General features: G+C 43.4%; 26 protein-coding genes and 1 pseudogene. 9 read left to right on the top strand and 18 right to left on the bottom strand.

Going from position 1 to position 21,685, the window contains the following annotated elements:
* Positions 1-14: 14 nt before the first annotated feature.
* Both B0182_RS08600 and B0182_RS08595 read left to right on the top strand, forming a co-directional pair.
* A complete protein-coding gene (locus tag B0182_RS08600; RefSeq protein WP_078274537.1) occupies positions 15-461 on the top strand; it encodes a GatB/YqeY domain-containing protein in 447 nt (148 codons plus the stop codon).
* A complete protein-coding gene (locus tag B0182_RS08595; protein ID WP_078274536.1) occupies positions 458-1,486 on the top strand; it encodes a threonine aldolase family protein in 1,029 nt (342 codons plus the stop codon). The genes B0182_RS08600 and B0182_RS08595 overlap by 4 nt, the downstream gene beginning before the upstream one ends.
* Positions 1,487-1,612: 126 nt before the next feature.
* Here the strand turns inward: B0182_RS08595 and B0182_RS08590 are convergent, their stop codons facing one another.
* Together B0182_RS08590 and B0182_RS08585 are read right to left on the bottom strand one after the other, a co-directional pair.
* Entirely contained in the window at positions 1,613-3,178 is a 1,566-nt protein-coding gene (locus B0182_RS08590) for a M48 family metalloprotease (RefSeq protein ID WP_078274535.1), read from the bottom strand.
* 72 nt (positions 3,179-3,250) lie between these two features.
* Positions 3,251-3,721, bottom strand: a complete 471-nt coding sequence (locus B0182_RS08585) for a hypothetical protein (protein ID WP_078274534.1) — start codon at positions 3,719-3,721, stop codon at positions 3,251-3,253.
* Between the two features lie 166 nt (positions 3,722-3,887).
* Between B0182_RS08585 and B0182_RS08580 the strand changes: the two genes are divergently transcribed.
* Positions 3,888-5,390 (top strand): YihY family inner membrane protein, encoded by a 1,503-nt coding sequence (locus B0182_RS08580; RefSeq protein ID WP_078274533.1) that lies wholly within the window; start codon positions 3,888-3,890, stop codon positions 5,388-5,390.
* A gap of 22 nt (positions 5,391-5,412) precedes the next feature.
* Here B0182_RS08580 and B0182_RS08575 read toward each other — a convergent pair whose 3' ends face one another.
* From B0182_RS08575 to trhP, 8 genes are read right to left on the bottom strand one after another with little or no spacing between them, the layout of a single operon-like run.
* Entirely contained in the window at positions 5,413-5,670 is a 258-nt protein-coding gene (locus tag B0182_RS08575; RefSeq protein ID WP_078274532.1) for a YfhL family 4Fe-4S dicluster ferredoxin, read from the bottom strand.
* Positions 5,670-5,990 carry a DUF4298 domain-containing protein gene (locus tag B0182_RS08570; protein WP_158079666.1) on the bottom strand — a complete coding sequence of 107 codons (321 nt, stop codon included), beginning with the start codon at positions 5,988-5,990 and terminating at the stop codon, positions 5,670-5,672. The genes B0182_RS08575 and B0182_RS08570 overlap by 1 nt, the downstream gene beginning before the upstream one ends.
* Before the next feature lie 57 nt (positions 5,991-6,047).
* Complete coding sequence (locus B0182_RS08565) at positions 6,048-6,452, bottom strand: FKBP-type peptidyl-prolyl cis-trans isomerase (RefSeq protein ID WP_078274530.1); 405 nt, start codon at positions 6,450-6,452, stop codon at positions 6,048-6,050.
* Positions 6,453-6,468: 16 nt separating this feature from the next.
* Positions 6,469-6,897, bottom strand: coding sequence for a type II toxin-antitoxin system VapC family toxin (locus B0182_RS08560; RefSeq protein ID WP_078274529.1), 429 nt, complete (start codon positions 6,895-6,897; stop codon positions 6,469-6,471).
* A gap of 9 nt (positions 6,898-6,906) precedes the next feature.
* Positions 6,907-7,215, bottom strand: coding sequence for a hypothetical protein (locus B0182_RS08555; protein WP_078274528.1), 309 nt, complete (start codon positions 7,213-7,215; stop codon positions 6,907-6,909).
* A gap of 21 nt (positions 7,216-7,236) precedes the next feature.
* Positions 7,237-7,767 carry a hypothetical protein gene (locus B0182_RS08550; protein ID WP_078274527.1) on the bottom strand — a complete coding sequence of 177 codons (531 nt, stop codon included), beginning with the start codon at positions 7,765-7,767 and terminating at the stop codon, positions 7,237-7,239.
* Entirely contained in the window at positions 7,767-9,149 is a 1,383-nt protein-coding gene (locus tag B0182_RS08545; protein ID WP_078274526.1) for an AAA family ATPase, read from the bottom strand. The genes B0182_RS08550 and B0182_RS08545 overlap by 1 nt, the downstream gene beginning before the upstream one ends.
* A 36-nt stretch (positions 9,150-9,185) precedes the next feature.
* Complete coding sequence (gene trhP, locus B0182_RS08540; protein WP_078274525.1) at positions 9,186-10,616, bottom strand: prephenate-dependent tRNA uridine(34) hydroxylase TrhP; 1,431 nt, start codon at positions 10,614-10,616, stop codon at positions 9,186-9,188.
* 332 nt (positions 10,617-10,948) lie between these two features.
* On the opposite strand from trhP, the gene B0182_RS08530 reads away from it, so the two are divergent.
* Complete coding sequence (locus tag B0182_RS08530) at positions 10,949-11,947, top strand: homoserine kinase (RefSeq protein ID WP_078274523.1); 999 nt, start codon at positions 10,949-10,951, stop codon at positions 11,945-11,947.
* A 49-nt stretch (positions 11,948-11,996) separates the two neighbouring features.
* Here the strand turns inward: B0182_RS08530 and B0182_RS15200 are convergent, their stop codons facing one another.
* From B0182_RS15200 to B0182_RS08520, 3 genes are all read right to left on the bottom strand, one after another.
* Positions 11,997-12,128, bottom strand: coding sequence for a hypothetical protein (locus B0182_RS15200; RefSeq protein WP_264676517.1), 132 nt, complete (start codon positions 12,126-12,128; stop codon positions 11,997-11,999).
* A 149-nt stretch (positions 12,129-12,277) separates the two neighbouring features.
* Positions 12,278-13,357 carry a zinc-dependent alcohol dehydrogenase family protein gene (locus B0182_RS08525; RefSeq protein WP_078274522.1) on the bottom strand — a complete coding sequence of 360 codons (1,080 nt, stop codon included), beginning with the start codon at positions 13,355-13,357 and terminating at the stop codon, positions 12,278-12,280.
* 441 nt (positions 13,358-13,798) lie between these two features.
* Positions 13,799-14,446, bottom strand: a complete 648-nt coding sequence (locus B0182_RS08520; protein WP_078274521.1) for a UPF0149 family protein — start codon at positions 14,444-14,446, stop codon at positions 13,799-13,801.
* A 147-nt stretch (positions 14,447-14,593) separates the two neighbouring features.
* Between B0182_RS08520 and B0182_RS08515 the strand changes: the two genes are divergently transcribed.
* On the top strand, positions 14,594-14,959 hold the full coding sequence (locus B0182_RS08515) for a hypothetical protein (protein ID WP_078274520.1): 366 nt from the start codon (positions 14,594-14,596) through the stop codon (positions 14,957-14,959).
* 20 nt (positions 14,960-14,979) lie between these two features.
* The gene (locus B0182_RS14615; protein WP_078274519.1) at positions 14,980-15,609 is read left to right on the top strand and encodes a cell division protein ZapA; all 630 of its coding nucleotides are present in this window, start codon (positions 14,980-14,982) and stop codon (positions 15,607-15,609) included.
* A 100-nt stretch (positions 15,610-15,709) separates the two neighbouring features.
* Here B0182_RS14615 and B0182_RS08505 read toward each other — a convergent pair whose 3' ends face one another.
* The gene (locus B0182_RS08505) at positions 15,710-16,414 is read right to left on the bottom strand and encodes a YggS family pyridoxal phosphate-dependent enzyme (RefSeq protein WP_078274518.1); all 705 of its coding nucleotides are present in this window, start codon (positions 16,412-16,414) and stop codon (positions 15,710-15,712) included.
* A 152-nt stretch (positions 16,415-16,566) separates the two neighbouring features.
* Between B0182_RS08505 and B0182_RS08500 the strand changes: the two genes are divergently transcribed.
* Together B0182_RS08500 and B0182_RS08495 are read left to right on the top strand one after the other, a co-directional pair.
* Positions 16,567-17,613: a type IV pilus twitching motility protein PilT gene (locus tag B0182_RS08500; protein WP_078274517.1), complete on the top strand. Its 1,047-nt coding sequence runs from the start codon at positions 16,567-16,569 to the stop codon at positions 17,611-17,613.
* A 9-nt stretch (positions 17,614-17,622) separates the two neighbouring features.
* Entirely contained in the window at positions 17,623-18,747 is a 1,125-nt protein-coding gene (locus tag B0182_RS08495) for a PilT/PilU family type 4a pilus ATPase (protein ID WP_078274516.1), read from the top strand.
* 49 nt (positions 18,748-18,796) lie between these two features.
* Here B0182_RS08495 and fur read toward each other — a convergent pair whose 3' ends face one another.
* From fur to B0182_RS08475, 4 genes are all read right to left on the bottom strand, one after another.
* A complete protein-coding gene (gene fur / locus B0182_RS08490; RefSeq protein WP_029102984.1) occupies positions 18,797-19,243 on the bottom strand; it encodes a ferric iron uptake transcriptional regulator in 447 nt (148 codons plus the stop codon).
* 207 nt (positions 19,244-19,450) lie between these two features.
* Positions 19,451-20,338 (bottom strand): class II glutamine amidotransferase, encoded by an 888-nt coding sequence (locus B0182_RS08485; protein WP_078274515.1) that lies wholly within the window; start codon positions 20,336-20,338, stop codon positions 19,451-19,453.
* Between the two features lies 1 nt (position 20,339).
* Positions 20,340-20,744, bottom strand: a complete 405-nt coding sequence (locus B0182_RS08480; RefSeq protein ID WP_078274514.1) for a hypothetical protein — start codon at positions 20,742-20,744, stop codon at positions 20,340-20,342.
* Positions 20,745-20,819: 75 nt separating this feature from the next.
* Positions 20,820-21,098 (bottom strand): hypothetical protein, encoded by a 279-nt coding sequence (locus B0182_RS08475; protein WP_158079665.1) that lies wholly within the window; start codon positions 21,096-21,098, stop codon positions 20,820-20,822.
* Between the two features lie 325 nt (positions 21,099-21,423).
* Here B0182_RS08475 and B0182_RS08470 point away from each other — a divergent pair.
* A pseudogene (locus B0182_RS08470) lies at positions 21,424-21,561 on the top strand (helix-turn-helix domain-containing protein); the annotation flags it as partial.
* Positions 21,562-21,685 lie beyond the last annotated feature (124 nt).

The raw sequence follows: 21,685 nt of genomic DNA, 5'->3' as shown, positions 1-21,685 counted from the left end.
AACAGGAGACACTCATGACCCTAAAAACTACCTTAACCGACACCATCAAAACCGCCATGAAAGCTAAAAACATGGAGCAAGTCAAGGTTTTGCGTAACGTGCAAGCCGTCATCAAACAAGTAGAGATTGATGGACAAACCGAGCTTGACGACAAAGATGTATTGGCGATTTTACAAAAACAAATCAAACAGCGTCAAGAGTCTTTGGGTATTTATACCGCCAATGGGCGTGATGATTTGGCACAAAAAGAGCAGTTTGAGATTGACGTCATCTCTGCCTTTTTGCCCGAGCAGTTGTCCGATGACAAGCTCATCGCCATCATCAATGAGACCATTGGCGAGCTTGGCGCGTCTGGCATGAAAGACATGGGGCGTGTGATGAACACTGTCAAAGACAAGACCGCAGGGCAAGCTGACCCTGCTGTCATCTCAGTACTTGTCAAAAAGGCATTGACCGCATGAGTACGAACGCCCAACATAATTTTGCTTTTGCCTCCGACAACTATTCAGGCGTACATCCTGCCATCATGGACGCACTTATTAGTGCCAATAACGGACATGACAAGGCATACGGTTACGATAGCCACAGCCAAGCTCTGGCAGAGCATATCAAACAAACCTTTGGCGAGCAGGCAGTTGGCTATCCTGTTTTTAACGGCACAGGGGCGAATGTTTTGGGATTGTCGGCGATATTACCACGATTTGGTGCGGTTATCTGCACCAATCACGCCCACATCAACAATGATGAAAGTATCGCTCCGCAGTATGTTGCAGGGATTAAGCTGTTGGTGATTGATAGTGATGATGGCAAGCTAGATCCCCAAAAAATCCGCCACTTTATTCGCCCATCCGAGCACCACCCACAGGCTCGTGCGGTCTATATTAGTCAAACCACTGAGCTTGGCACTTGTTATAGTCTTGATGAGCTTGCCAATATCCGCCAAGCTTGTGATGAGTTTGGGCTGTATCTCTACATTGACGGGGCAAGGCTGTCAAATGCGGCTGCCCACTTGGGTTGTCGTTTGGTGGACATTGCCCAGTTTGCTGATGTACTCTCGCTCGGTGGTACCAAAAATGGCATGATGATGGGCGAATGTTTGGTGTTTTTAAATCCCAAACTGGACAAGGATATTTTGCACTTACGCAAATCTAGCATGCAACTGGCATCAAAAATGCGGTTCATCTCAGCTCAATTTGTGGCGTGGTTTGAACAAGAACTGTGGCTGTCGCTTGCTAAACATAGTAACGACATGGCAAGCTATTTATACAGCCAAATCAAAGACTTAGACGGCGTTGTCATCACCCAAAAAGTCCAGAGCAATGCTGTATTTGCCATATTGCCACCCGATGTGGTTACAAAACTACACGATGACTTTCATTTTTATGATTGGAATGATGAAACGGGGGAGATACGTCTGATGATGAGTTTTGACACCACCAAAGAGCAAGTGGATGAGCTTGTGGAGAAGATTAAGGCGTATTTATAAGGTTAATTTATCTATCAAAAAGCATTGCTATATTGGCAATGCTTTTTTATCACCTTTAATAAATCATACTCTTTTATCAGTCCTTATTTTTAAAAACATCAATCATAACCCAAATTACAACGCAAATCAAGGCTTATAGTCCTTAGCCTGTATCATCATTACCTTGCTTTGCTCCAACATGGGTAGTAGATTTGGGTGGTAGGCTTTGGCGACTTTGGTGGCTTGGGCGTTGGATTGCAAGGCTCCGTCATATTTACCACCCCACAGCTCTACCTGCGAGCGGGCGTGTAGGGCGTGTATGGTGGCGATGTTTTTGTCCATGCGTGATTTTTCGTAGGCGTGCTGTATCCCTTGCCACGCCTGCCTATCGTGGGGTGTACGCTCGGTCAAGGGGTTTAGCAGTGCCAATGCTTTGGCAGTCTCGCCTGTACTGACATATGCGTCCGCCAAATGTAGGCGTAAATCTCGGCGTTCGGGGTATATCGCTTGGCAAGATGACAGCACCGACACGGCTTGGGCGTGGTCGTTCATCTTGGTGAGTGCATGGGCGTGGGTTAGGCAGACAAGTGGGTCAGACGGGTCAAAAGAAGCGTTGGTAAATAGGCGTAGGGCTTCATCAGTGCGTGCGTTGTCCGCCAGATACATGATAAGAGTAAGCCTTGCCCCGTCACTGCGTTTGGCGTGAATGGTCAGCTCATCCAGACCTGACTGTTTGGTCAGATAGCGAAGTCGCCATGTCAGCTTGTCAAAGAGGCGGGCTTGCTGTTCACGGGCGACCATACTTGGTACAGGATAGCCTTTGGCACGGCTTATCGATTCGCTCAGGCGTTCGGCAGTAAAGGGGTGCGACTGGATAAAGCTCGGTACAAAGGCGTTTTTGTAGGTGGTTAGAGAGAGCTGTTTATATAGGCGTTCAAAAAAGCGGGGCATGGCGGCAGCGTCATAGCCTGCCTGCACCAAAATCTGCTGACCCATTCTGTCCGCTTCTCGCTCATGCTCACGACTGTGATTGGCTGCCGTCTCTGCGGTGGCGGTTTGTGAACCTATCATGGCAGCTGCTGCCATGTCGCCACTGACCGAGCTTGCGGCTAGGGCTGCCAGTAGTCCGCCGATTTGTAGGGCGATGAGTTTTTTGTTGTTGTCTTGGCTGTGTTCGTAGTGGCGTTGGGATAAATGGGCGATTTCGTGAGCGATGACGCTTGCCACTTCATCAAGCTCGCCTGCCGATAGTATCGTGCCTGTGTTCATGCCGATGACGCCCCCTGGTACGGCAAAGGCGTTGATACTGCTGTCATTGATGATGGGCGTGGCGATGAGCGACTGGGTGCGAACTATGGCGTTCATTTGGGCAGTCATGTCATTGATGACTTGATTTGTCCATGGGTCGTCAATGAGTGGCATGGAGCTGTTGATTTGGCGTAATGACCACAGGGCGATTTGGCGATTGATGTACTGCTCGTTAAAGCGAGTGCCAGTAACGATGTTCGGAGCTAGGGGCTGTGAGCGTGGTCTGTCATGCCCTGACGTGCCAAACTGCCCCATGCTGGTGCCATGATACCCCAACTGCTCGGCGTGCCTATCATAGATGAGCGATGTGCGAGTGCTGCTCTCGGGCGGTGTGTCATGGGCAAAGGCGGTTGGGATAAGTGATAAGCCGATGAGTAGGGGTAGGTATTTTTTATAAGTTATCATGATTTTGCCTGATTATTTTCAACTATTTTCAACTATTTTCAACTATTTTCAACTATTTTCAACTATTTTCAACTATTTTCTTATTTTGTTTTTGTGCATGGGCGGTAGGCGTCTTAACAGGATAAACAATAAGACATTGATGATAAGCAGTAATAACGTCTCAAAGCCAAACCCCACGCTGATATACATGGGCGAATGCTCAAAGACATGAATAAACCAATATACGCCCACAAAGCCCAAATAAATAAGCATGACCAAACTTGCTACAATCAGCCCATAAGGGGCGTCCGCCCGCTTGATGGTGGGGGTGAGTAGTAGGGCGGGGATGAGTTTGGCAAATTGCCATATCACGCCAAACACCATGCCAGTCCCCACGCCCCCATTCATGCCCAGATTGGCACGACCTGTACTACCAAACGCTAGGCTGGCAAGCACAGGATAAATGATAAGGCAATACAACAGCCACACCACCCATGCTCGGCGAAGGGTGGACTGTATGGGAATAATGGGCTTGGGTGCTTTGTCTGATGTGGGCTTTGTCATGATAATGATGGCGTGATAAATTATCCTATTATACCCAAAATTTAGCCAAAGTTATCATTGATGTTTTTTTAAAAAATTACACAAACATAAAGCAATTTTGTGGTAATATTTGTTAAACTACGTTAAATTTTAATATTGATTTATACCGAAAACCACCCCAAAGCTCATGATTCAACTTCTTAACAAACTGCCGTTTGCCCATCATTCTTGGTTTATGTATATTCGCCTGCTGGTGCGTCACTTTTTGGATGATAACTGCACCCAAAAAGCTGCCAGCTTGACTTATACCACGCTGTTGTCGCTTGTGCCGATTCTGACGGTGATACTCGTGGTTTTTTCAAGCGTGCCTGCCTTAGAGGAAGTGCGTGGGCAGGTACAGCAAGCCATTTATAGCAATCTTATACCGTCATCGGGGGCGGCGATTTCTCAGCACATGGACAACTTTGCCGAAAAATCCAGCAATCTAGGGATTGTCGGGGTGGCGGGTGTTTTTGTGACGACCATCATGACGCTCATCACCATTGAGACGGCGTTTAACCAAATTTGGCGAGTCTCAGAACGCACAGGGGGCATGGCAAGCATTGTCCGTTATTGGACGATGATTACGGTCGCCCCCATCATTTTGGGCGTGGCATTTGGTGCGTCCAGTACCATCTCGGGGCTATCGTTTTTAAATCAGCAAGTGGCAGGCTATGGCATTGATTGGGGGATATGGGCAAAAATCATCTCATTCTTGTTCACGGTCGGTGGCTTTATCGCCATGTACTGGTTCATCCCCAAGGTTAAAGTTCCCCTAAAAAATGCCGCCATTGCAGGCGTGGTCGTGGCGATACTCTTTGAGACCTTAAAGACGGTCTTTGGGACAGTCATGACCAACTTCACCAGTTATGAAGCCATCTATGGGGCGTTCGCTGCCATTCCTGTGTTTTTGATGTGGCTGTATCTGTCGTGGAACTTGATATTGCTCGGGGTGGAGATGAGCTACACGCTTACCATCTTTGACAGCAAAGAAGTGGCGGTACGTCATCCACTGCTTAGCCTGCTTGACATGCTTAATTTGATTTATAAAAAATATCAAGTGGGCGAGACAGCAAGCGAAGCTGAACTGCGGGGCGTGCTGGGACGTAAAGAGACGCCAAAATGGAATCTGTACATCGATGAGTTGGCGACCAACGAACTCATCACTCGCACTGAAAATGATGAATACACCCTACGCACGGACTTGAACACCGTGAGCTTGTGGCAGTTTTATAAAATCATGCCTTATCCTCTGCCCATCAAAGATGAGATGAGTGCCTTAAATAAAGCGGAATATGACCCATGGTGCGTGGAGCTGTATCGTAACTTGGAGCGGATTGAGGGTATTGCCAAAGATGAGCTGGACATGAGTTTGGTAGAGCTGTTTAAGACCGCCCCGCTACGAGCCAAAGAGTCTGTGGTGCGGATGACTGCCCAAAATGCCGACCACAACAGCGACACAGACGGCTTTAATGCTGATGCCAAAACAGTGGTGGATGAGCATGGCAATAGTGTGGTCGTGCCAATGGGGGAGGCGAGTTTTACCGAGAGCAACATCACCAAAGCGGTCAGACTTGCCAAAAAAGGCTGGCATTGGTATGGTCGGGGCAAAAAAGCGGTTAAGGACGCCAAAAAGGGCATGGAGAGCTAAAACGGTAAAGGTAAAATGGGGGTCACCTCCCCCAAATCCGTTTATATTTTGCCATCAAATCGTCAGGCGATTCAGGGCGGTCGGGGTCTTTGATGATACAGTCAATCGGGCAAACTTTATCGCAAGTTGGCTCATCATAAAAACCCACGCACTCGGTGCATAGGTCGGGGTTGATGACATAGGTTTTTTGTCCTTTTTGGTCGTAGCTGATTGCATCGTTGGGGCATTCTGGCTCGCAAATGTCGCAGTTGATGCACTCGGCGGTGATTTTTAGTGCCATTATTCGCCAGCTTTGTCCAAGTGTTTCACGGCAAATCGCATAAAATCCCACAGCGTGCTGTCATGGTCGGCAATGGCATTCCAAATCGCATCTTCGCTCATCACGCTGTACTCACCATCGGTCGTCAAATCCACTGCCAAGCCGTTTTCAATCTGCTCAAAAAACTCACGATACTCGCCATCAAAATAAAAATGCTCCAATTTGCCCATCAGATCGGCACTTTTTGCCAAATCTTGTTTGGCACTTTGTAGGCGTTCGTGGACGGCAAGCCATTCTTTATAAATGGCTTGGATTTCGTTAATGCGGGTTTGAGTGGTCATAGCTGTTCCTTTTAAAAAATAATAGGCATTATCGCACATAATGTTTATGTACTAAAATTAAGGATTGATACGCAAAAGCTCAATGCGGTATTTGGCGGCTTGCCTACCGCTTTTGCCTTCTTCTTGGTAGCCTAAATGAGCGGGAATGTCAAATTCATAAGTTGCACCCACGGGCATTAAAAGCAGGCTTTCTTGCAATCCTACAAACATTTCGCTGACGTGCAAAATCACAGGCACGCCGTTTAATGTGCCTTCTAAGACTTCACCTTTGGCATTGTAGGAAGTAAAACGAATTTCTACCTCATCGTGCAAGGCGGGTTTTTTGCCATGACCATCTTGGATGATGCGATAGGTGAGTCCCGATGTGGTGCTGTGGGTGGGTGTGTGAGTAAAGGCGGTAGCGGTCAAAGGACTTTGGGCTAGAATGGCACACAGTATCAAAGCAGGGTATTTGATGTTCATAAGGTCTCCTAAGTGGTTATGCTAGAAATTCAAAAGGATTGATTAACTTAACGGGCATACCATCAAAATCTTTAACATTGCGAGTGGCAATGGTTAAATTATGGACGATGGCGGTTGAAGCGATATAAGCGTCATTGGTACTTTTGGGGCTTGGAACATTTAAACTGGCATAAATTTGAGCCACTTGTTCATCAACTGGCAAAATTCTATTGGCAAATTTTGCTAAAACCCAGTTATTTAGCCAATCTTCCAAAACATCTGCTTGCACAAAATCGTGATTATGGCGTTTTAGTAAAACCCCAAGTTTTAATTCCCCAATCACAATCGCACTTAAATAGACTTTTGAAAAATCCAAAGTGTTTGCCCAAGCCACTACATTAGCGTTGGCTTTATTTTGTTCTATTTTTCTGATTTCGGAAATCACATTGGCATCAAGTAAAATCATTATGCTTTCTCAATCATCAAATAAAGTTTCCAATTCGCTAAAATCTGGTGGTAAATCTTTAAATTCAGGAATATCAAAATCCATATCACCAATCGCCTTATATTCCATACACACATCATATAAGGTTTTTGGTTTTGTTGGTTTTTTTGGCGATAAATCAGACAATAATTCTTGTAGTTGCACAAAAGTAGAATAATCTAATTCTAAGGCAACTTTTATAATGTCATCATCAGTTTTATTTTTAACAAAAACACTATTGTCCTGCAAAGCGGTATATAACCGCCCTGCATTGATGTTGATGTTGGGATTTAAATTCATTTTAACGCCTTATTTAAAAAATTATTGAAAAAACAACTCGTACAAATCACGAGTTCCTAACGTCTCATAATCTGGCGAACATTCTGGATTCATACGATTTAATCTATTTCTGCCTTGTTCTACTTTGTTTTTAGCAAATAAAAAATATTTTTTTGTATAAATTTTTATATTTAAAGTATTTTTTACACAAATAGTAGAATAATATACTTTATTGTTTAAATCATCTCTTGTAATGTTGTTGAATTTCAAGAAATTATACCGCATCTCAACCAAAACAAATGCCTTATTGTTACCATCAGAAACTACAAATCCCATATCCATAGAGTTCTTGATATTTTTATCAGTTCGTTTTTGAGATAGCTCCCTTTCCAATGCGTCCAAATCCAAAGCGAGCCATTCATCACTAAATATGGGTGTATCATCATCAATATAGGCTTCTTTGCCACTATCGTCATCTTTACAAATTAACTCGTGAATGGATTTTATAATATAAAAATTTCCAGAAAAGTTATCTTGCAAATCATAATATGGGTAATCTTGACAATATTTCATCAATCCTCTCCATATTTTGCCAATTTGTCTAAAGAGATATTAAATGATGAAAAAATATCATCTATTTCACCCTTTAAATCTTGGTAGATAAACTGACCATTTTTGCCATCATCAGCTTTGGCTAAATAAAAATTTACACGCTCGCCGATACCTTCTTTGTTCGGAATGTAGCGTAAGGCTTGCACCATATCAGGGCTGTGGGTTGCCACAAATACTTTTGCTCCAATGTATTTATGAATTAAGGTCAATAAATGCCCAAACTCAATTACCCATTGTGGGTGTAAATGAGCTTCTGGTTCATCCAAAATCAACAAAGTTTTATCATTGATAGATTTATTTTTTAATAATAAATCCAATACTGCAAAGGCTTTTATACCTGTAGCACTATCACTTAAATCAATTTCTGCCCCTGTTGGTGTAATAAAGGTAAAACTGCTATTTAATTCATTAAACTTAATCTCTGCTTGCCCTGTCAAAATCTCACTTTTAATCAAAGTGTCAATTTCTTTTGTATTGACCTTATCGTTGTAGTATTCAGGGCGTTTTTTAAGTTTTTCATTGACATCATTCCAATGTTCGGTACCAGAGTTTTGAAAAAACATTGGCGTATCAATATAAATCACATTATCTATCCAATAAGGTTCTGATAAAAATTCGTAATCAGTTTTAAATATCGGTAGTTCATTTTCTGATATTTCTAGTAAGGTTGGCGGATATTTAGTGTGAAAAATATCCATTATTTGGGAATCTAAGTAAATTCTAGGTTTAGAGATTATATCTTTTTTATAACTATCAAAGATATAATTGGAAAAACCAATCAAAAAATCTAATATATTATATTCGGAGAAATATCCACTTTCGGTTAAATCCAATACATCTCTTTCCAAATCTGGATAATCACTAAGAGCGTCTTTGATTACATCAATAAAGATTTCCCTGTCGTTTTTACTTAATTTTTTTATTGATTGGAATTGTTTTTTTATTTTATTAAGAAATTCGATAATTTCTTGACGGTCAATATTTTTTTGATTAAATATTTCCGACCATTGAATCATTGTGGTATGAACTTCTGATATATTTTTTAATTTTATTAGCCTAATATCCATACCCTCATTGGCATCATCATCCGCAAGTTCATAGTGTATAGATTGTATGAAAAATACAATTAGCCTATTAATTATCTGCAAATTGTTTTTTAGATATGAGTCAGCCAAAACCTTAAAATCAGTTGCCCCACGATAAACCCAATACAAAAGTTTGGATAAAGTGCTTTTGCCACAGCCATTCACACCTGCGACAACAGTAATGCCGTCCAATTTAATTTCAGCTTTGCCAATGGCACGAAAATCTTCTACTTTTAATAAAACTTTACTGTTATTCATCGTGGAGTCTCTCTCATTTAAATATTAAAAAATTAATCAAGTAAAAATTGGCTCATCTACCTTTTTCATCACCAACGCAAATTTTAAGATTTCTTTATCCATGTCTTTAAAAGGATTAATGATTTGGCATACCCAACCAGAGCCTAAGGCGGAGCCTATTTCATTGCCTTTTTTATCCCACAGTTTATCAAGGGTATAAATCAAATTGCCTTGTGGGGTCATAATCTCAATTTCATCGCCCCTGCTTAATTTATTTTTGACGGTCAAAGTTAATTTCTCGTCATTAATATCCAAAACTTCCGCCACAAATTGCTGGTGGTCGGTTTTTGATGAGCCGTGTTCATAATTTTGATAATTCGAATGAATGTGCCGCCTTAAAAACCCTTCGGTATAGCCACGATTGGCAAGACCGTCCAAAGCGGTAATCAAACTTACATCAAATGGCTTGCCGTCATAAGCATCATCAATGGCACGGCGATACACTTGGGTGGTGCGTGCCACATAATAATGCGATTTGGTACGCCCTTCAATTTTGAGTGAATACACCCCCATGTTTACCAAATCAGGCACCAATTCCACTGCACGCAAATCTTTGGAATTCATAATATAAGTGCCGTGCTCGTCTTCGTACATCGCCATAAGCTCGCCTTTACGACCTTGTTCTTCAATGAGTACAACCTCATCGGACGGCTTTTCTACATAATCATCACCCATGACGACATCGCCATTTAGATTGACGTTTTTGATCTCGCCTTGACTGGGGATAAATACTTCTGGACTGGCAGGGACAATATCGCCTGTTTCGTTTTCTGTGGCTTTATAAGTATTATAACTCCATCGGCAGGCATTCGTGCAAGTGCCTTGATTGGCATCTCGTTTATTGATATAGCCTGATAACAAACAACGCCCAGAATACGCCATACACAATGCACCGTGCACAAAGACTTCAATCTCCATATCAGGCACTTCTTTGATAATCTCGTTAATTTCTTTTAAGGACAGCTCACGGCTGACAATGACACGAGACACGCCCATTTGTTTCCAAAATTTTACCGTTGCCCAGTTGACGGCATTGGCTTGCACCGATAGATGAATGTCTTGGTGCGGAAAATGCTCACGCACCATCATAATCATGCCAGCGTCCGACATAATTAAGGCATCGGGTTTCATTTCAATGACGGGGCGAATGTCTTCAATAAAGGTTTTTAATTTGGCGTTGTGGGCTTGAATATTGACCACCACATAAAACTTTTTGCCAAGCGAATGGGCGTAGGCAATGCCCTTGGCAAGGTTTTCTTCATCAAAATCATTATTACGCACTCGTAGAGAATAACGGGCTTGCCCTGCATACACCGCATCCGCCCCATAAGCAAAGGCGTATTGCATATTTTTAAAAGTGCCAGCAGGGCAGAGAAGTTCGGCTTGTTTTTGGCTTGGCTTTGTTGTGTTTAGCGTATCGGTTGTCATGGTTTGGCTCGTTTTGGCTAAATTTGTTAAACTTGTTATTATATCAAAATTCGCCCTTCAAATTCATACTAAATTTGTAAGATTAATTTGGTGAAGTTGAGACTGGCTTTTGTGAAATCAATAATAACTTCTTGCGATACTAGGCTTTGCTTTCGTCCCGAGCCATGCTTGCGGGTCGGAAAACCATTATAGGCAGGTACAGCTCACCATGAACGGTTTTCTTTAATTTTAAGTTTACAATAAGTCCAATGCTTAAAAAGTCAAAAAGTAGTCGTAAATTTTTGCAAAAAGTTTTAAAATAAAGTTTTTTATTTGACAAAAAAGGCCAACCCATGTCCGTCTATACCCACCTATCTGATGATGAATTTTTTGCGTTTTGTGGTTTGTTTGGCGTAAAATTTAAAAAAGCCATTCCAATCACCCAAGGCATCAAAAATTCCAACTGGTTTATCCAAACCGACAGCGACGTGGGCGATGAGTTTAGCTATGTATTTACCCTATTTGAAGAGCGTGTGCCTGCTGATATTATCAAAATGGCAACCGTCATGCACGCCCTAAAAGACAAATTACCAATCGCTCCACCGCTTGTCAAGCTCACCGCCAAAGGCGATGACATCGGCACCGACTGCGTCATGCGATACGAAAACAAAGCAATCCTAGTTGTGCCAAAACTCTCAGGTTCACACCCAAAAACCACCGATGAGCCAATGTGCTTTGAGATGGGCAAAGCACTTGCCACCTTGCACAATACCCTACAAACCTTAGAGCCTGCCGAAAACTATGGCGTGCCACTGTACGACTGGACAAGGGTCAAAGAGCGTGAAACCGCCTATATGCCGACCGATGAAGCTCGCCTGATGAACGACATTTGGGAGGCTTACGCCAATCTGCCCGCCGATTTGCCTAAGGGTCTGTGCCATTTGGATATGTTTACTGACAATACTTTATGGGATTTTTCGGGCGATACGGCTACACTTACGGGACTTCTTGACTTTACCGAAGTGTCGGTGGAGCATTATTTGATGGACATTGCCATTACCATTAATGATTTTTGTACCACTTGGGGCGATGCAAGAGACGGCGAGAGCGTGAATTTTAACACCGACAAAATGAGTGCCTTTATAGACGGCTATGAAAGCGTTCGCCCCTTGACGGACAACGAAAAAACCGCCCTGCCTGTCATGCTTGCCTATTCAGCCACGATTTTTTGGCTACTACGCCTAAACGTGATTTATTATAACCGTGAGCAAGGACGGACGGGCGATGACATTATGGTCAAAAATCCTGATTTGATGAAACGGTTGGCGAGTTTTCATTGGAGACGAGTGTAATGTCAGCAAAACCCAAAATATGGATCGACACGCTTTACTTAAATAACATTTACTCAAACAGCGTGGGCTTGTCATAAATAACGATGAATGTCTGCAAGTCTGGGGTATTATCGCCTAAGCGGTTGTATTTATTCGCCAAGTACAAAACAGTCAAAAGGGTTAGTAAGCTGGTTGCTGGCACTCGTTTTATGCTATTTTGGATGTAAAAATCTCAACCGTTGGGTTTGGCACAAAAGCCCAACTTGCAGGCTAACATCAACTAAAGTCTTAACCCATCCATCAAAAAACCACAAACTTTAAAGCTTGTGGTTTTTTGATGCAAGATACTAATCAATATTCAATAATCACTTTCATTGCCTTAGTCTCACTGGCGTGTTTGAACACATCGTAGGCTTTTTCGATGTCGCTAAACTTAAAGTGGTGCGTGGCAAGCTTTTCCATTGGCAATTTACTGCACTCGCACGCTTTAAGTAGCATGCCTGTGGTGTTGGCGTTGACTAGCCCTGTGGTGATTTTTAGGTTTTTAATCCAAAGTTTGTTTAGCTCAAAGCTCACAGGCTGACCGTGTACGCCCACATTGGCGATGTTACCGCCTTCTTTAACGATTTTTTGGCAAATATCCCAAGTCGCTGGATAACCAACGGCTTCCATCGCACAGTCCACGCCACGACCACCAGTGATTTCAAGCACACGGGCAACTGCATCTTCTTTATTTGGGTTGATGGTGTGGGTCGCACCCATTTCTTTTGCCATGGCTAGGCGGTTTTCATCCATGTCAATCACGATGATGGTAGATGGTGAGTACAGCTGACCTGTCAAAAGACAGCCCATACCCACAGGACCCGCCCCTACGATGGCAATGCTGTCGCCTGGTTTGACATCGCCGTATTGTACGCCGATTTCGTGGCCTGTTGGCAGTGCGTCAGACAAGAATACCGCCACATCGGTGTTTAGGTTGTCAGGCAAAATGTATAGCGAGTTGTCAGCAAATGGCGTACGCACATATTCAGCTTGCGTGCCGTCAATCATATAACCCATAATCCAACCGCCATTTTGTTGGCAATGAGAGTACAGCTGTTTTTGGCAGTTTTCGCACGAACCGCAACGGCTAATGCACGATACAATGACACGGTCGCCTTTTTTGAAGTTTTTGACGGCAGAACCGACTTCTTCAACGATACCAATGCCTTCGTGTCCTAGGATTCGCCCGTTCCACTCGCCCGTTTTTTCACGAGCAGTGGCTTCGATTTCTGGGTTTTTGCCTTTCCAAATGCCAAGGTCAGTACCACAGATGGTGGTTTTGGTCATTTTGATGATGGCATCGGTTGGGTCAATGATGGTAGGCTTTGGACGGTCTTCAAAACGAATGTCGTTTTCGCCATAGTAGGTCATTGCTTTCATGGTGGTCATGATATACTCCTGATGAACAAATGAGTGGGCTTTTATTTAATATAACAGAAAATAACGCCGATTGCTAATAAAATTTTAATGACAAATTTCCAAATTAATCCCAATAAAAAATTGATTAGCATTGATTGGCGAATTAATTGATATGTTATAATATTTTATTTTAAAAGTAGAATTAAATTTTTATAAATAAATAATTGATTTTTAATAAAAATTTTTTTATTTAAATTTTTATTTTTTGATAAGATATTTTTATGATGAATTATTTATATGATAATTATTAAGACAATAAAAAAGGGTATTACTACCCTTCTAAAAGCATTTATCAAATTTTTGCAAAGCCAATCTTTTTATCATGCTAAATTATCACAAAACAATACAAAACTGTTATTTTTTAGCAAACTCGCCTTGAATGATTTTTGCGTTAAAAATTTAAGAGAAATATCATTGCTTTTTATCCATCGCATTAAACACAGGGGGCAGCTCCTTTTGGGCTTCGTGTTCTTTTTGGATTTCGCTGGCGGTAAGACGGTCGGGGGATAAGCCTTTGATGATGGACAAATCCGTCACGTTTTTGCGTTTGCGGTTAGATAGGCTCACTGGCACCATACGGGCAAATTCAAATAAGTACAAATACTCTTCTTCATCGCCATCAAACTCATCTTCTTCATCAGGGCGGATACTGGCGATTTTGGCAAGGTCAGCCACCTGCTCACGCTCATCCGCCGTCAGAGCCACTTCTGCCACGCCAAGTCCTGTGATAAAGCCTTCCGCCCAGTCTTTTAGTGCCAAAAACCGCTCAGACAGCTCATGCTCATCATCAGGCACCAGTGGCTCATAGCCATAGGCGTCATCTTTGTCTTTTAGGGCAAAACTCACGTCTTCGCCATACTCCGCCAACAGCTCCAACGCCCTCTCATCGGGCAGGGCAAAGCTAAGCTCGGTCAATATCGCCGACCATCCTGCCACGTCCGTGGGATGACAGGCGGTCATCAAAGCACTCATGAGACCATGTAGCTCGCTGATAGAGACATCTGTCCATGTGCTAAATGCTTCTGTCCAGTCATTAAATCCCGATAAATCGTCACTCATAAGGCTCTCGCTGTTGGTTAAATTGCCCTATAAATGCCGTCATTTTGGCAAAAGTCAAGGGCGTTTTGTGTTTTTAAAATCTCATGCTACAATAACACACCAATCATCGCTAACAATCGCTTATCGCCCATTATCCTAGGAACACCCATGCTAACCCAATTACAACTCTTAGAGCAGACCATCACCGAGCTAAAAGCGCGCTATAACATCACCGCCACCGAACTTGCCAATCTCAAACACAAATTGGCACATGATGACAGCCCCCGTCAAATCAGCCAGTTACAGCTTGAAATCAGCCAAAGCAAAGATGAAAATAGCGCCTTGCACGCCCGTATCAAAGAGTTACTGTCCGCCCAAGATGAGCTGGACAAACGCCTAGATGAGCTAAGTCAAGACAACGAACGCCTAGCCAAACAAAACAAGGATCTTGCCGAGAAAAACGCCCTTGCCATCAGCCGTGCCGAAGTCATCCAAACATGGCTTAGCAAAATTGACAACCAAAATCACCAATAAAAATCAACAAGGACACACTCATGAACATTCATTCTGCCATCAAATTCGGTGCCAAAAATAACATCAAAGTCAGCCCATCGCATGAGACATTTGCCCCAAGCGAGCCGAGCAAGACCGCCGAGCAAAAAACACAACAAAACCCAAACCTAAATTCAAGCCAAAGTTCAAACCCAAGTTTAAGCTCAAACCAAAATCCAAGCCAAAACCAAAACAACCAAAACACAGAAAATCCAGCCTTTGCCAAATCTACCACGTCCACGCCTGCTCTAAAAGCAAGCGACAGCACGCTTGACAATATTGGCAACACCACACCCAAAGCCCTGACCAAACCTGCCGATAAGGCGGATAAGCCGAGCTTTAAGGCGGTTGATTTGAGCATTGCAGGGTCGTCGCACCGCATTACCTGCCCTGTCGATGAAGTGGCACAGTTGGAGCAAGCAGGAGCATACATCAATGACAAAATCCGTGAGCTTCGCCGTGCCGTCAAAGGAAAAAACCCCAGTAACGAAGAGCTGTTGGTACTGACTTGCTTGGAGCTGTACGACCAATGCCAAACCCTAAAAAACGACCGCAAAAATCAACTGCTAGACAGCGAACGTGCCAAAGCCCTGATTGAGAAAATTACCAAAGACGCCCGTTCGGTGTTGTAAAATCCTTATAAAGTGATATTAAAAAATGGCGTGTTAAAACGCCATTTTATTTTTTATAAATTTAAAAACCTTTTAAAGACTTTTTAAATAACCTTTTAAATCAACCATAATCCCGCTCGCCAAATATCGCCGTCCCCACTCGCAGCATGGTTGAGCCGTGGGCGACCGCCTGCTCCATGTCGCCACTCATGCCCATGGATAGCGTATCAAAGTCGGGCAGGTTAAAACGCCCTTTGATGTCATCGAATATCGCTTTGGTACGGACAAATGCGTCCGTACCGTCTTTGCTTGGGATAATCATCAGCCCACGCAAGGTCAGCTTTGGCAAGCCCATCACGGTTTGTACCAACCCATCCAACTCATCAATGCGACAGCCTGATTTACTCGCTTCATCGTCGATGTTGATTTGGATAAGCACGTTTAGGGGCGGGTGGTCATCTGGACGTTGGTCGTTTAGCCGTTCGGCGATGATGGCTCGCTCCACCGTCTGCACCCAGTCAAAATGCATCGCGATGTCACGGGTCTTGTTCCGCTGAATATGCCCGATGTAGTGCCATGTTATCGGCAGATGTGCCAGTTCGCTCATTTTTATCAAGGCTTCTTGTAAGTAATTTTCACCAAATTGGCTTTGTCCTGCCTGATACAGCGTGGCAATGTCTGATGATGGCTTGGTTTTTGAGACGGCAAGTAGCACCGCTTTGGGGTTGGCTTGGTAGGTGTCATTGATGGCGTCTAAGCGTTCTTTGACTGCCGTATGCCGTTCGATGAGTGCGTTGGATGATGGATGGTGGGGAGCTTGTGTCATGGTTTTTCCTTAAATCTTTGTATTTTAGCAGAAAATCCCCACAAATGGCATAAACTGATTGTAATATCTGACGGGACGTGCTTTAATGGCAACGCAAAATATTGTATAATAAGCCCATAATTTATCTGGTTTATTCATTTTAAGGCAATCCCATGTCAGCTCCTAGTATTGAAGACCTACTGCGTTTTGTGGTAAAAAATAAAGCGTCCGACTTGCACTTATCGGCAGGACTACCGCCCATGATTCGTGTGGACGGTGAAGTGGTGCGTATCAACACCCCCGAGATGGATCACTCTACTGTGCATAAGCTCATTTATGACATCATGAATGATAAACAACGTGCCGACTACGAAGAGTTTTTAGAAACTGACTTCTCGTTTGAAATCCCAGGTCTGGCTCGTTTTCGTGTGAACGCCTTTAACCAAAACCGTGGTGCTGGTGCGGTATTTCGTACCATTCCATCCAAGGTTCTGACCATGGAAGATTTGGGCATGGGTCCTGTCTTTAAAAAGGTCTCCGACTTTAAACGTGGTGTGGTACTGGTTACAGGTCCGACAGGTTCGGGTAAATCGACCACGCTCGCTGCGATGATTAACTACATTAATGAGACCCGTAAAGAGCATATCCTAACCATCGAAGACCCCATCGAGTTTGTCCACGAGTCCAAAAAATCGCTCGTCAACCAACGTGAAGTACACCGTGATACCCTAGGCTTTGATGCTGCCTTGCGTTCGGCACTGCGTGAAGACCCTGACATCATTTTGGTCGGTGAGATGCGTGACTTAGAGACCATCCGTCTTGCCCTAACCGCTGCCGAGACAGGGCACTTGGTGTTTGGGACACTCCACACCAACTCTGCTGCCAAGACCATTGACCGTGTGATTGACGTATTCCCTGCCGCCGAAAAAGACATGATTCGTGCGATGTTATCCGAGTCCTTGCAGGCGGTTATCTCGCAAGCCCTACTCAAAAAAGTCGGGGGCGGTCGTGTGGCAGCTCACGAGATTATGCTTGGTACGCCTGCCATTCGTAACCTTATCCGTGAAAACAAAATCGCCCAAATGTACTCTGCCATCCAAACAGGGGCAGGCGAAGGCATGATTACCCTTGACCAGACCCTAAAGAACTTGGTCGCATCTCGCACCATTACCAAAGAGACGGCACGTGTCTATGCCAAACAGCCAGAAGCGTTCTTATAAGGAAGCAACATGGATTTTGATAAACTACTACAAGTGATGATTGCCAAAAACGGCTCTGACCTTTTTATCACCGAAGGCGTTCCCCCATCACTCAAAGTCAATGGCACCATTTTGCCCATGACCAGAACGCCACTAACCGCCGAGCAGACCATGGCACTGGTAACCAGCATCATGACCGAAGCTCAGAAAAAAGAGTTTCATGAGACCAACGAGTGCCAATTTGCCATCTCTGACAAAGCCGAAGCAGCTCGTTTTCGTGTGTCGGCGATGATTCAGCGCAACAAGGCAGCGATGGTACTGCGTAAGATTGAGACACAAATCCCCACCACCGAAGATTTGAACCTACCACCCATCCTAAAAGAGCTTGCCATGAAAAAGCGTGGCATTATCCTACTTGTGGGTGCGACAGGTACGGGTAAATCCACCACGCTGGCTGCCATGATTGGCCATCGTAACGAGAACTCTCGTGGTCATATCATCACTATCGAAGACCCGATTGAATACGTTCATCAGCACAAAGGCTGTATCGTCACTCAGCGTGAGGTGGGTATTGACACGCTCTCGTTTGAAGAAGGTCTAAAAAACACTCTACGTCAAGCCCCTGATGTCATCCTTATCGGTGAGATTCGTAACCGTGAAGTCATGAGCTATGCCATCCAGTACGCTGAGACGGGTCACTTGGTGTTTGCCACGCTCCACGCCAACAACGCCAACCAAGCCATCGACCGTATCATTCACTTCTTTGAAGCGGACAGACACGGACAGTTATTCATGGACTTGTCACTTAACTTGCGTGCCATCATCGCCCAACAGCTTATCCCAACCCCTGATGGCAAAGGTCGCCGTGCCGCCATTGAGATTTTATTGGGTACACAGCTCATCGCTGACTACATTCGCAAGGGCGAGATTCACGAGATTAAACCTGTGATGAAACGCTCTCGTGACATCGGTATGCAGACCTTTGACCAAGCGTTGTTCGACCTGTATGAATCAGGACAAATCACCTATCAAGACGCACTCAAACACGCTGATAGCCCGAACGACCTACGTCTACAAATCAAACTCGAAAGCAAAAATGCTGTGGTCGAAGAAGAGTCTGCCAAACTCTCTATTGACATGGGCGATTATAATTGACACACCCACAAAAAAGACTGGCATGACCAGTCTTTTTATAACGCTTGATTTAGCTTTTGTTAGCAGGGTCAAGGGTCTTTTGACACTCTTCGTTGTCGCACACGCCATGCAAGACCAACGAATGCCCTGACAGCTTGAAATTATACTTCTCGGCGATTTTCTCTTGCTCATCTTCGATGATGGCATTATGAAACTCTTCAATCTTGCCACAAACATCACACACCAAATGGTCGTGGTGTTCTTCTTGGGCAATCTCAAACACCGATAGGTTATTTTCAAAATTATGACGTTCAATGATACCTGCCTGCTCAAACTGAGTCAGCACACGGTACACCGTCGCCAAACCAACATCTTCACCTTGCTCGGCAAGTGCCTTATACACGTCTTCGGCACTCATGTGGTGGTGTTCTGCGTTCTCTAATAGCTCTAAAATCTTCATGCGGGGCAAGGTTACTTTTAGACCTGCCTTGCGTAAATCTTTGTTGGTAAAAGCCATGTTCATCACCTTTTAAATCGTGGACTTGGTCGCTGATTATTGATTTTGTCAATCATCACAGCTCTTTTGATTATCATTTGATAATCAGTTACAAGATAGGTGTACTTTAACACACTTTTGATAAAATTTCATCCATCAATTGAGGATTTATAGACAAAATGCCTGATTTTTGGGATTGGTTTTTTAATACCATCTAAAATACCAAAACTAAACACTTGCCCCCACACTTCTTGCCAAGGCAATGCCGTCTTCGATAGACAGATAGGTTTTTTTGCTGGGTGTATCCTTAAATACCACGTCGCCATCCTTAAATACCACACATTCGTCCACGGCAATCTGTTGCCATTTTTCGTTGTTGGTGAGCGGTATGGTAACGATGACGGTAACTTTGTCTTTGGCGGTGGTCAAATCGCCAAAATTGACACTCATCTCGCCGTCTGACAAATTAGCCTCGCCAAAAGGGGCTTTGCGAGTCAGATAAAAAAGCAGACTGCCTGCGTAGGCAAATTGCCAATTACCATTAGAAATCAAGCAGTTAAAAAGCCCATTGGCGGACAGATAACGGCATTGTGCGGTCAAAAAGGCAAATAACGCCTCATCGGACGGACGGGACTTAAAGGTGGCTTTTAGACGGTTTAGCAGGTAACAAAACGCAAGCTCGCTGTCGGTCGTGCCTACGGGCGTATAATGCTCGGCATTGCCGTTGGTGTGTAGGCGTTCGGTGCGACTGATAAAGCTCGCTGTCATCTGCCCGTTGTGGGCAAATACCCACTGCTCACCCCACACTTCACGCACAAAGGGGTGTAGGTTGGATAGGTTGCTTTTTTCTCCTGTGGTCGCCCGTCTGATGTGGGCGATGACGTTCATGGCTTTTATGGGGTAATGGTTTATCAAATCCGCCACGGGCGATAGGTAGCTTGGCTTGTTGTCGTGAAATTGGCGAAGCCCGATGTTGCCCGATTCGCTTTTTTCAAAAAACGCAATGCCAAAACCGTCCTCATGGTGGTCGGTCAAGCCCCCACGCTGGCGAAAGCCTGTAAAGCTAAATCCGATGTCGGTGGGGGTGTTGCAGTTCATTCCAAGTAGTTGGCACATATTAGTTGGCTCGTTGTAATAATTTGGGTTGGACATAGGTTTTGTGATGCCAGTCGGTCATTTGCTCGGCTGTCATTTTGACCCAATGCTCGGTGTTAGTGATTTTGTCTTTTTCAAAATCTTTTAAAAGATTTAGGGTGTCTTTGAGTGTTTGCTTTGTCAATAAATAAAAAGCGTTATTTGGCATATTTAATACAACATCATAATTGTCAGGCATATCATTTTTATCAATGGCTAATGATGATTGATTGATATAATCAATGCGTTTTAGGGCAAATAAATAATCCCCCAAATGCTCTAATTTTGCGATGTCGTTTTGATGATAAATAGGGATTTCATTAACCCTTAGATTGTATAATAATTCGCATGTTTGGGTTTGTAAAAGTTTGCCTGTTTGTTTATCCAAAATAAATCGTCTGTTGCGTTTATCAGTTGCGATAATATGTTTATCAGTGGTGTATTGAATGCAAGTGATATTAAACTAAACATCGGCTTCTAAATGCGGGTCTAGCACTTTGTCATTTTCCAATAACTTAGTATGCCAAAGTATTTGCTTATTTTCAATTGGCTTTGGGTATATTGTGTTTGTTTGATTGTGCGTGGAGTAAGATGCTTCCACAAAATTGCCATGACTTCTATAACGAATGTTGTTTTCATCAATGGCAGGGCAATTGGCAATTTTAGCCATGCTTGACTGGGGTGTTGCCCATAAGCGTGAAAATAATACCAAGACGGATAAGTGTTTAGTAGATTTCATCAAATATAATTTCCATACAGCTGGTTGAATGATGATTTATCAATCAATAAATTTACCAAAACTGCATTTAATATTGGCTTGGGTATGATGGTTTTCAAATAGTTGGTATATGGTTTTCTCTTTTTGTAATCTTGCCTGACAAATTATGCAAGTTTGCACTATGGTGAAGGTTAATACACCCCCAGACCCTACCTAATTCTTTGAACAAAGGTAACCTGAGATCTTCTTTTGCAGTTTTTGAGCCTTAAACATACAGTCCAATCACAACCAATGAAAAGATGTTCATCATTACTGATAATATTGTTACCACACAAATAAAAAAGTAACCATGAACACCTACAAACATCTTAGCATAAATGAACGAGAAAAGATAATGTTAATGCTTGCACAAGGCATAAAGCCCAGTAAAATCGCAAGCATGTTAGGACGTTCTTGCTCAACAATTTCAAGAGAACAGTTAAAAAATTGGAGATGTCAAATTGGTTCATCGTAAGCCACACCATAAGAACAAGACATGCTAAGAATCTGATGAAAAGCATGGTAAAATCAAAATATTATTGCCTTTTTTGACGTTTTGGTGCATTGCAACT

This window comes from Moraxella bovis, assembly GCF_002014975.1.
In the GTDB taxonomy this organism is placed as follows: Bacteria; Pseudomonadota; Gammaproteobacteria; order Pseudomonadales; family Moraxellaceae; genus Moraxella; species Moraxella bovis.
The sequence above is the reverse complement of the archived record's forward strand: the minus strand, read 5'-3'. Positions and strand labels throughout refer to the sequence as shown.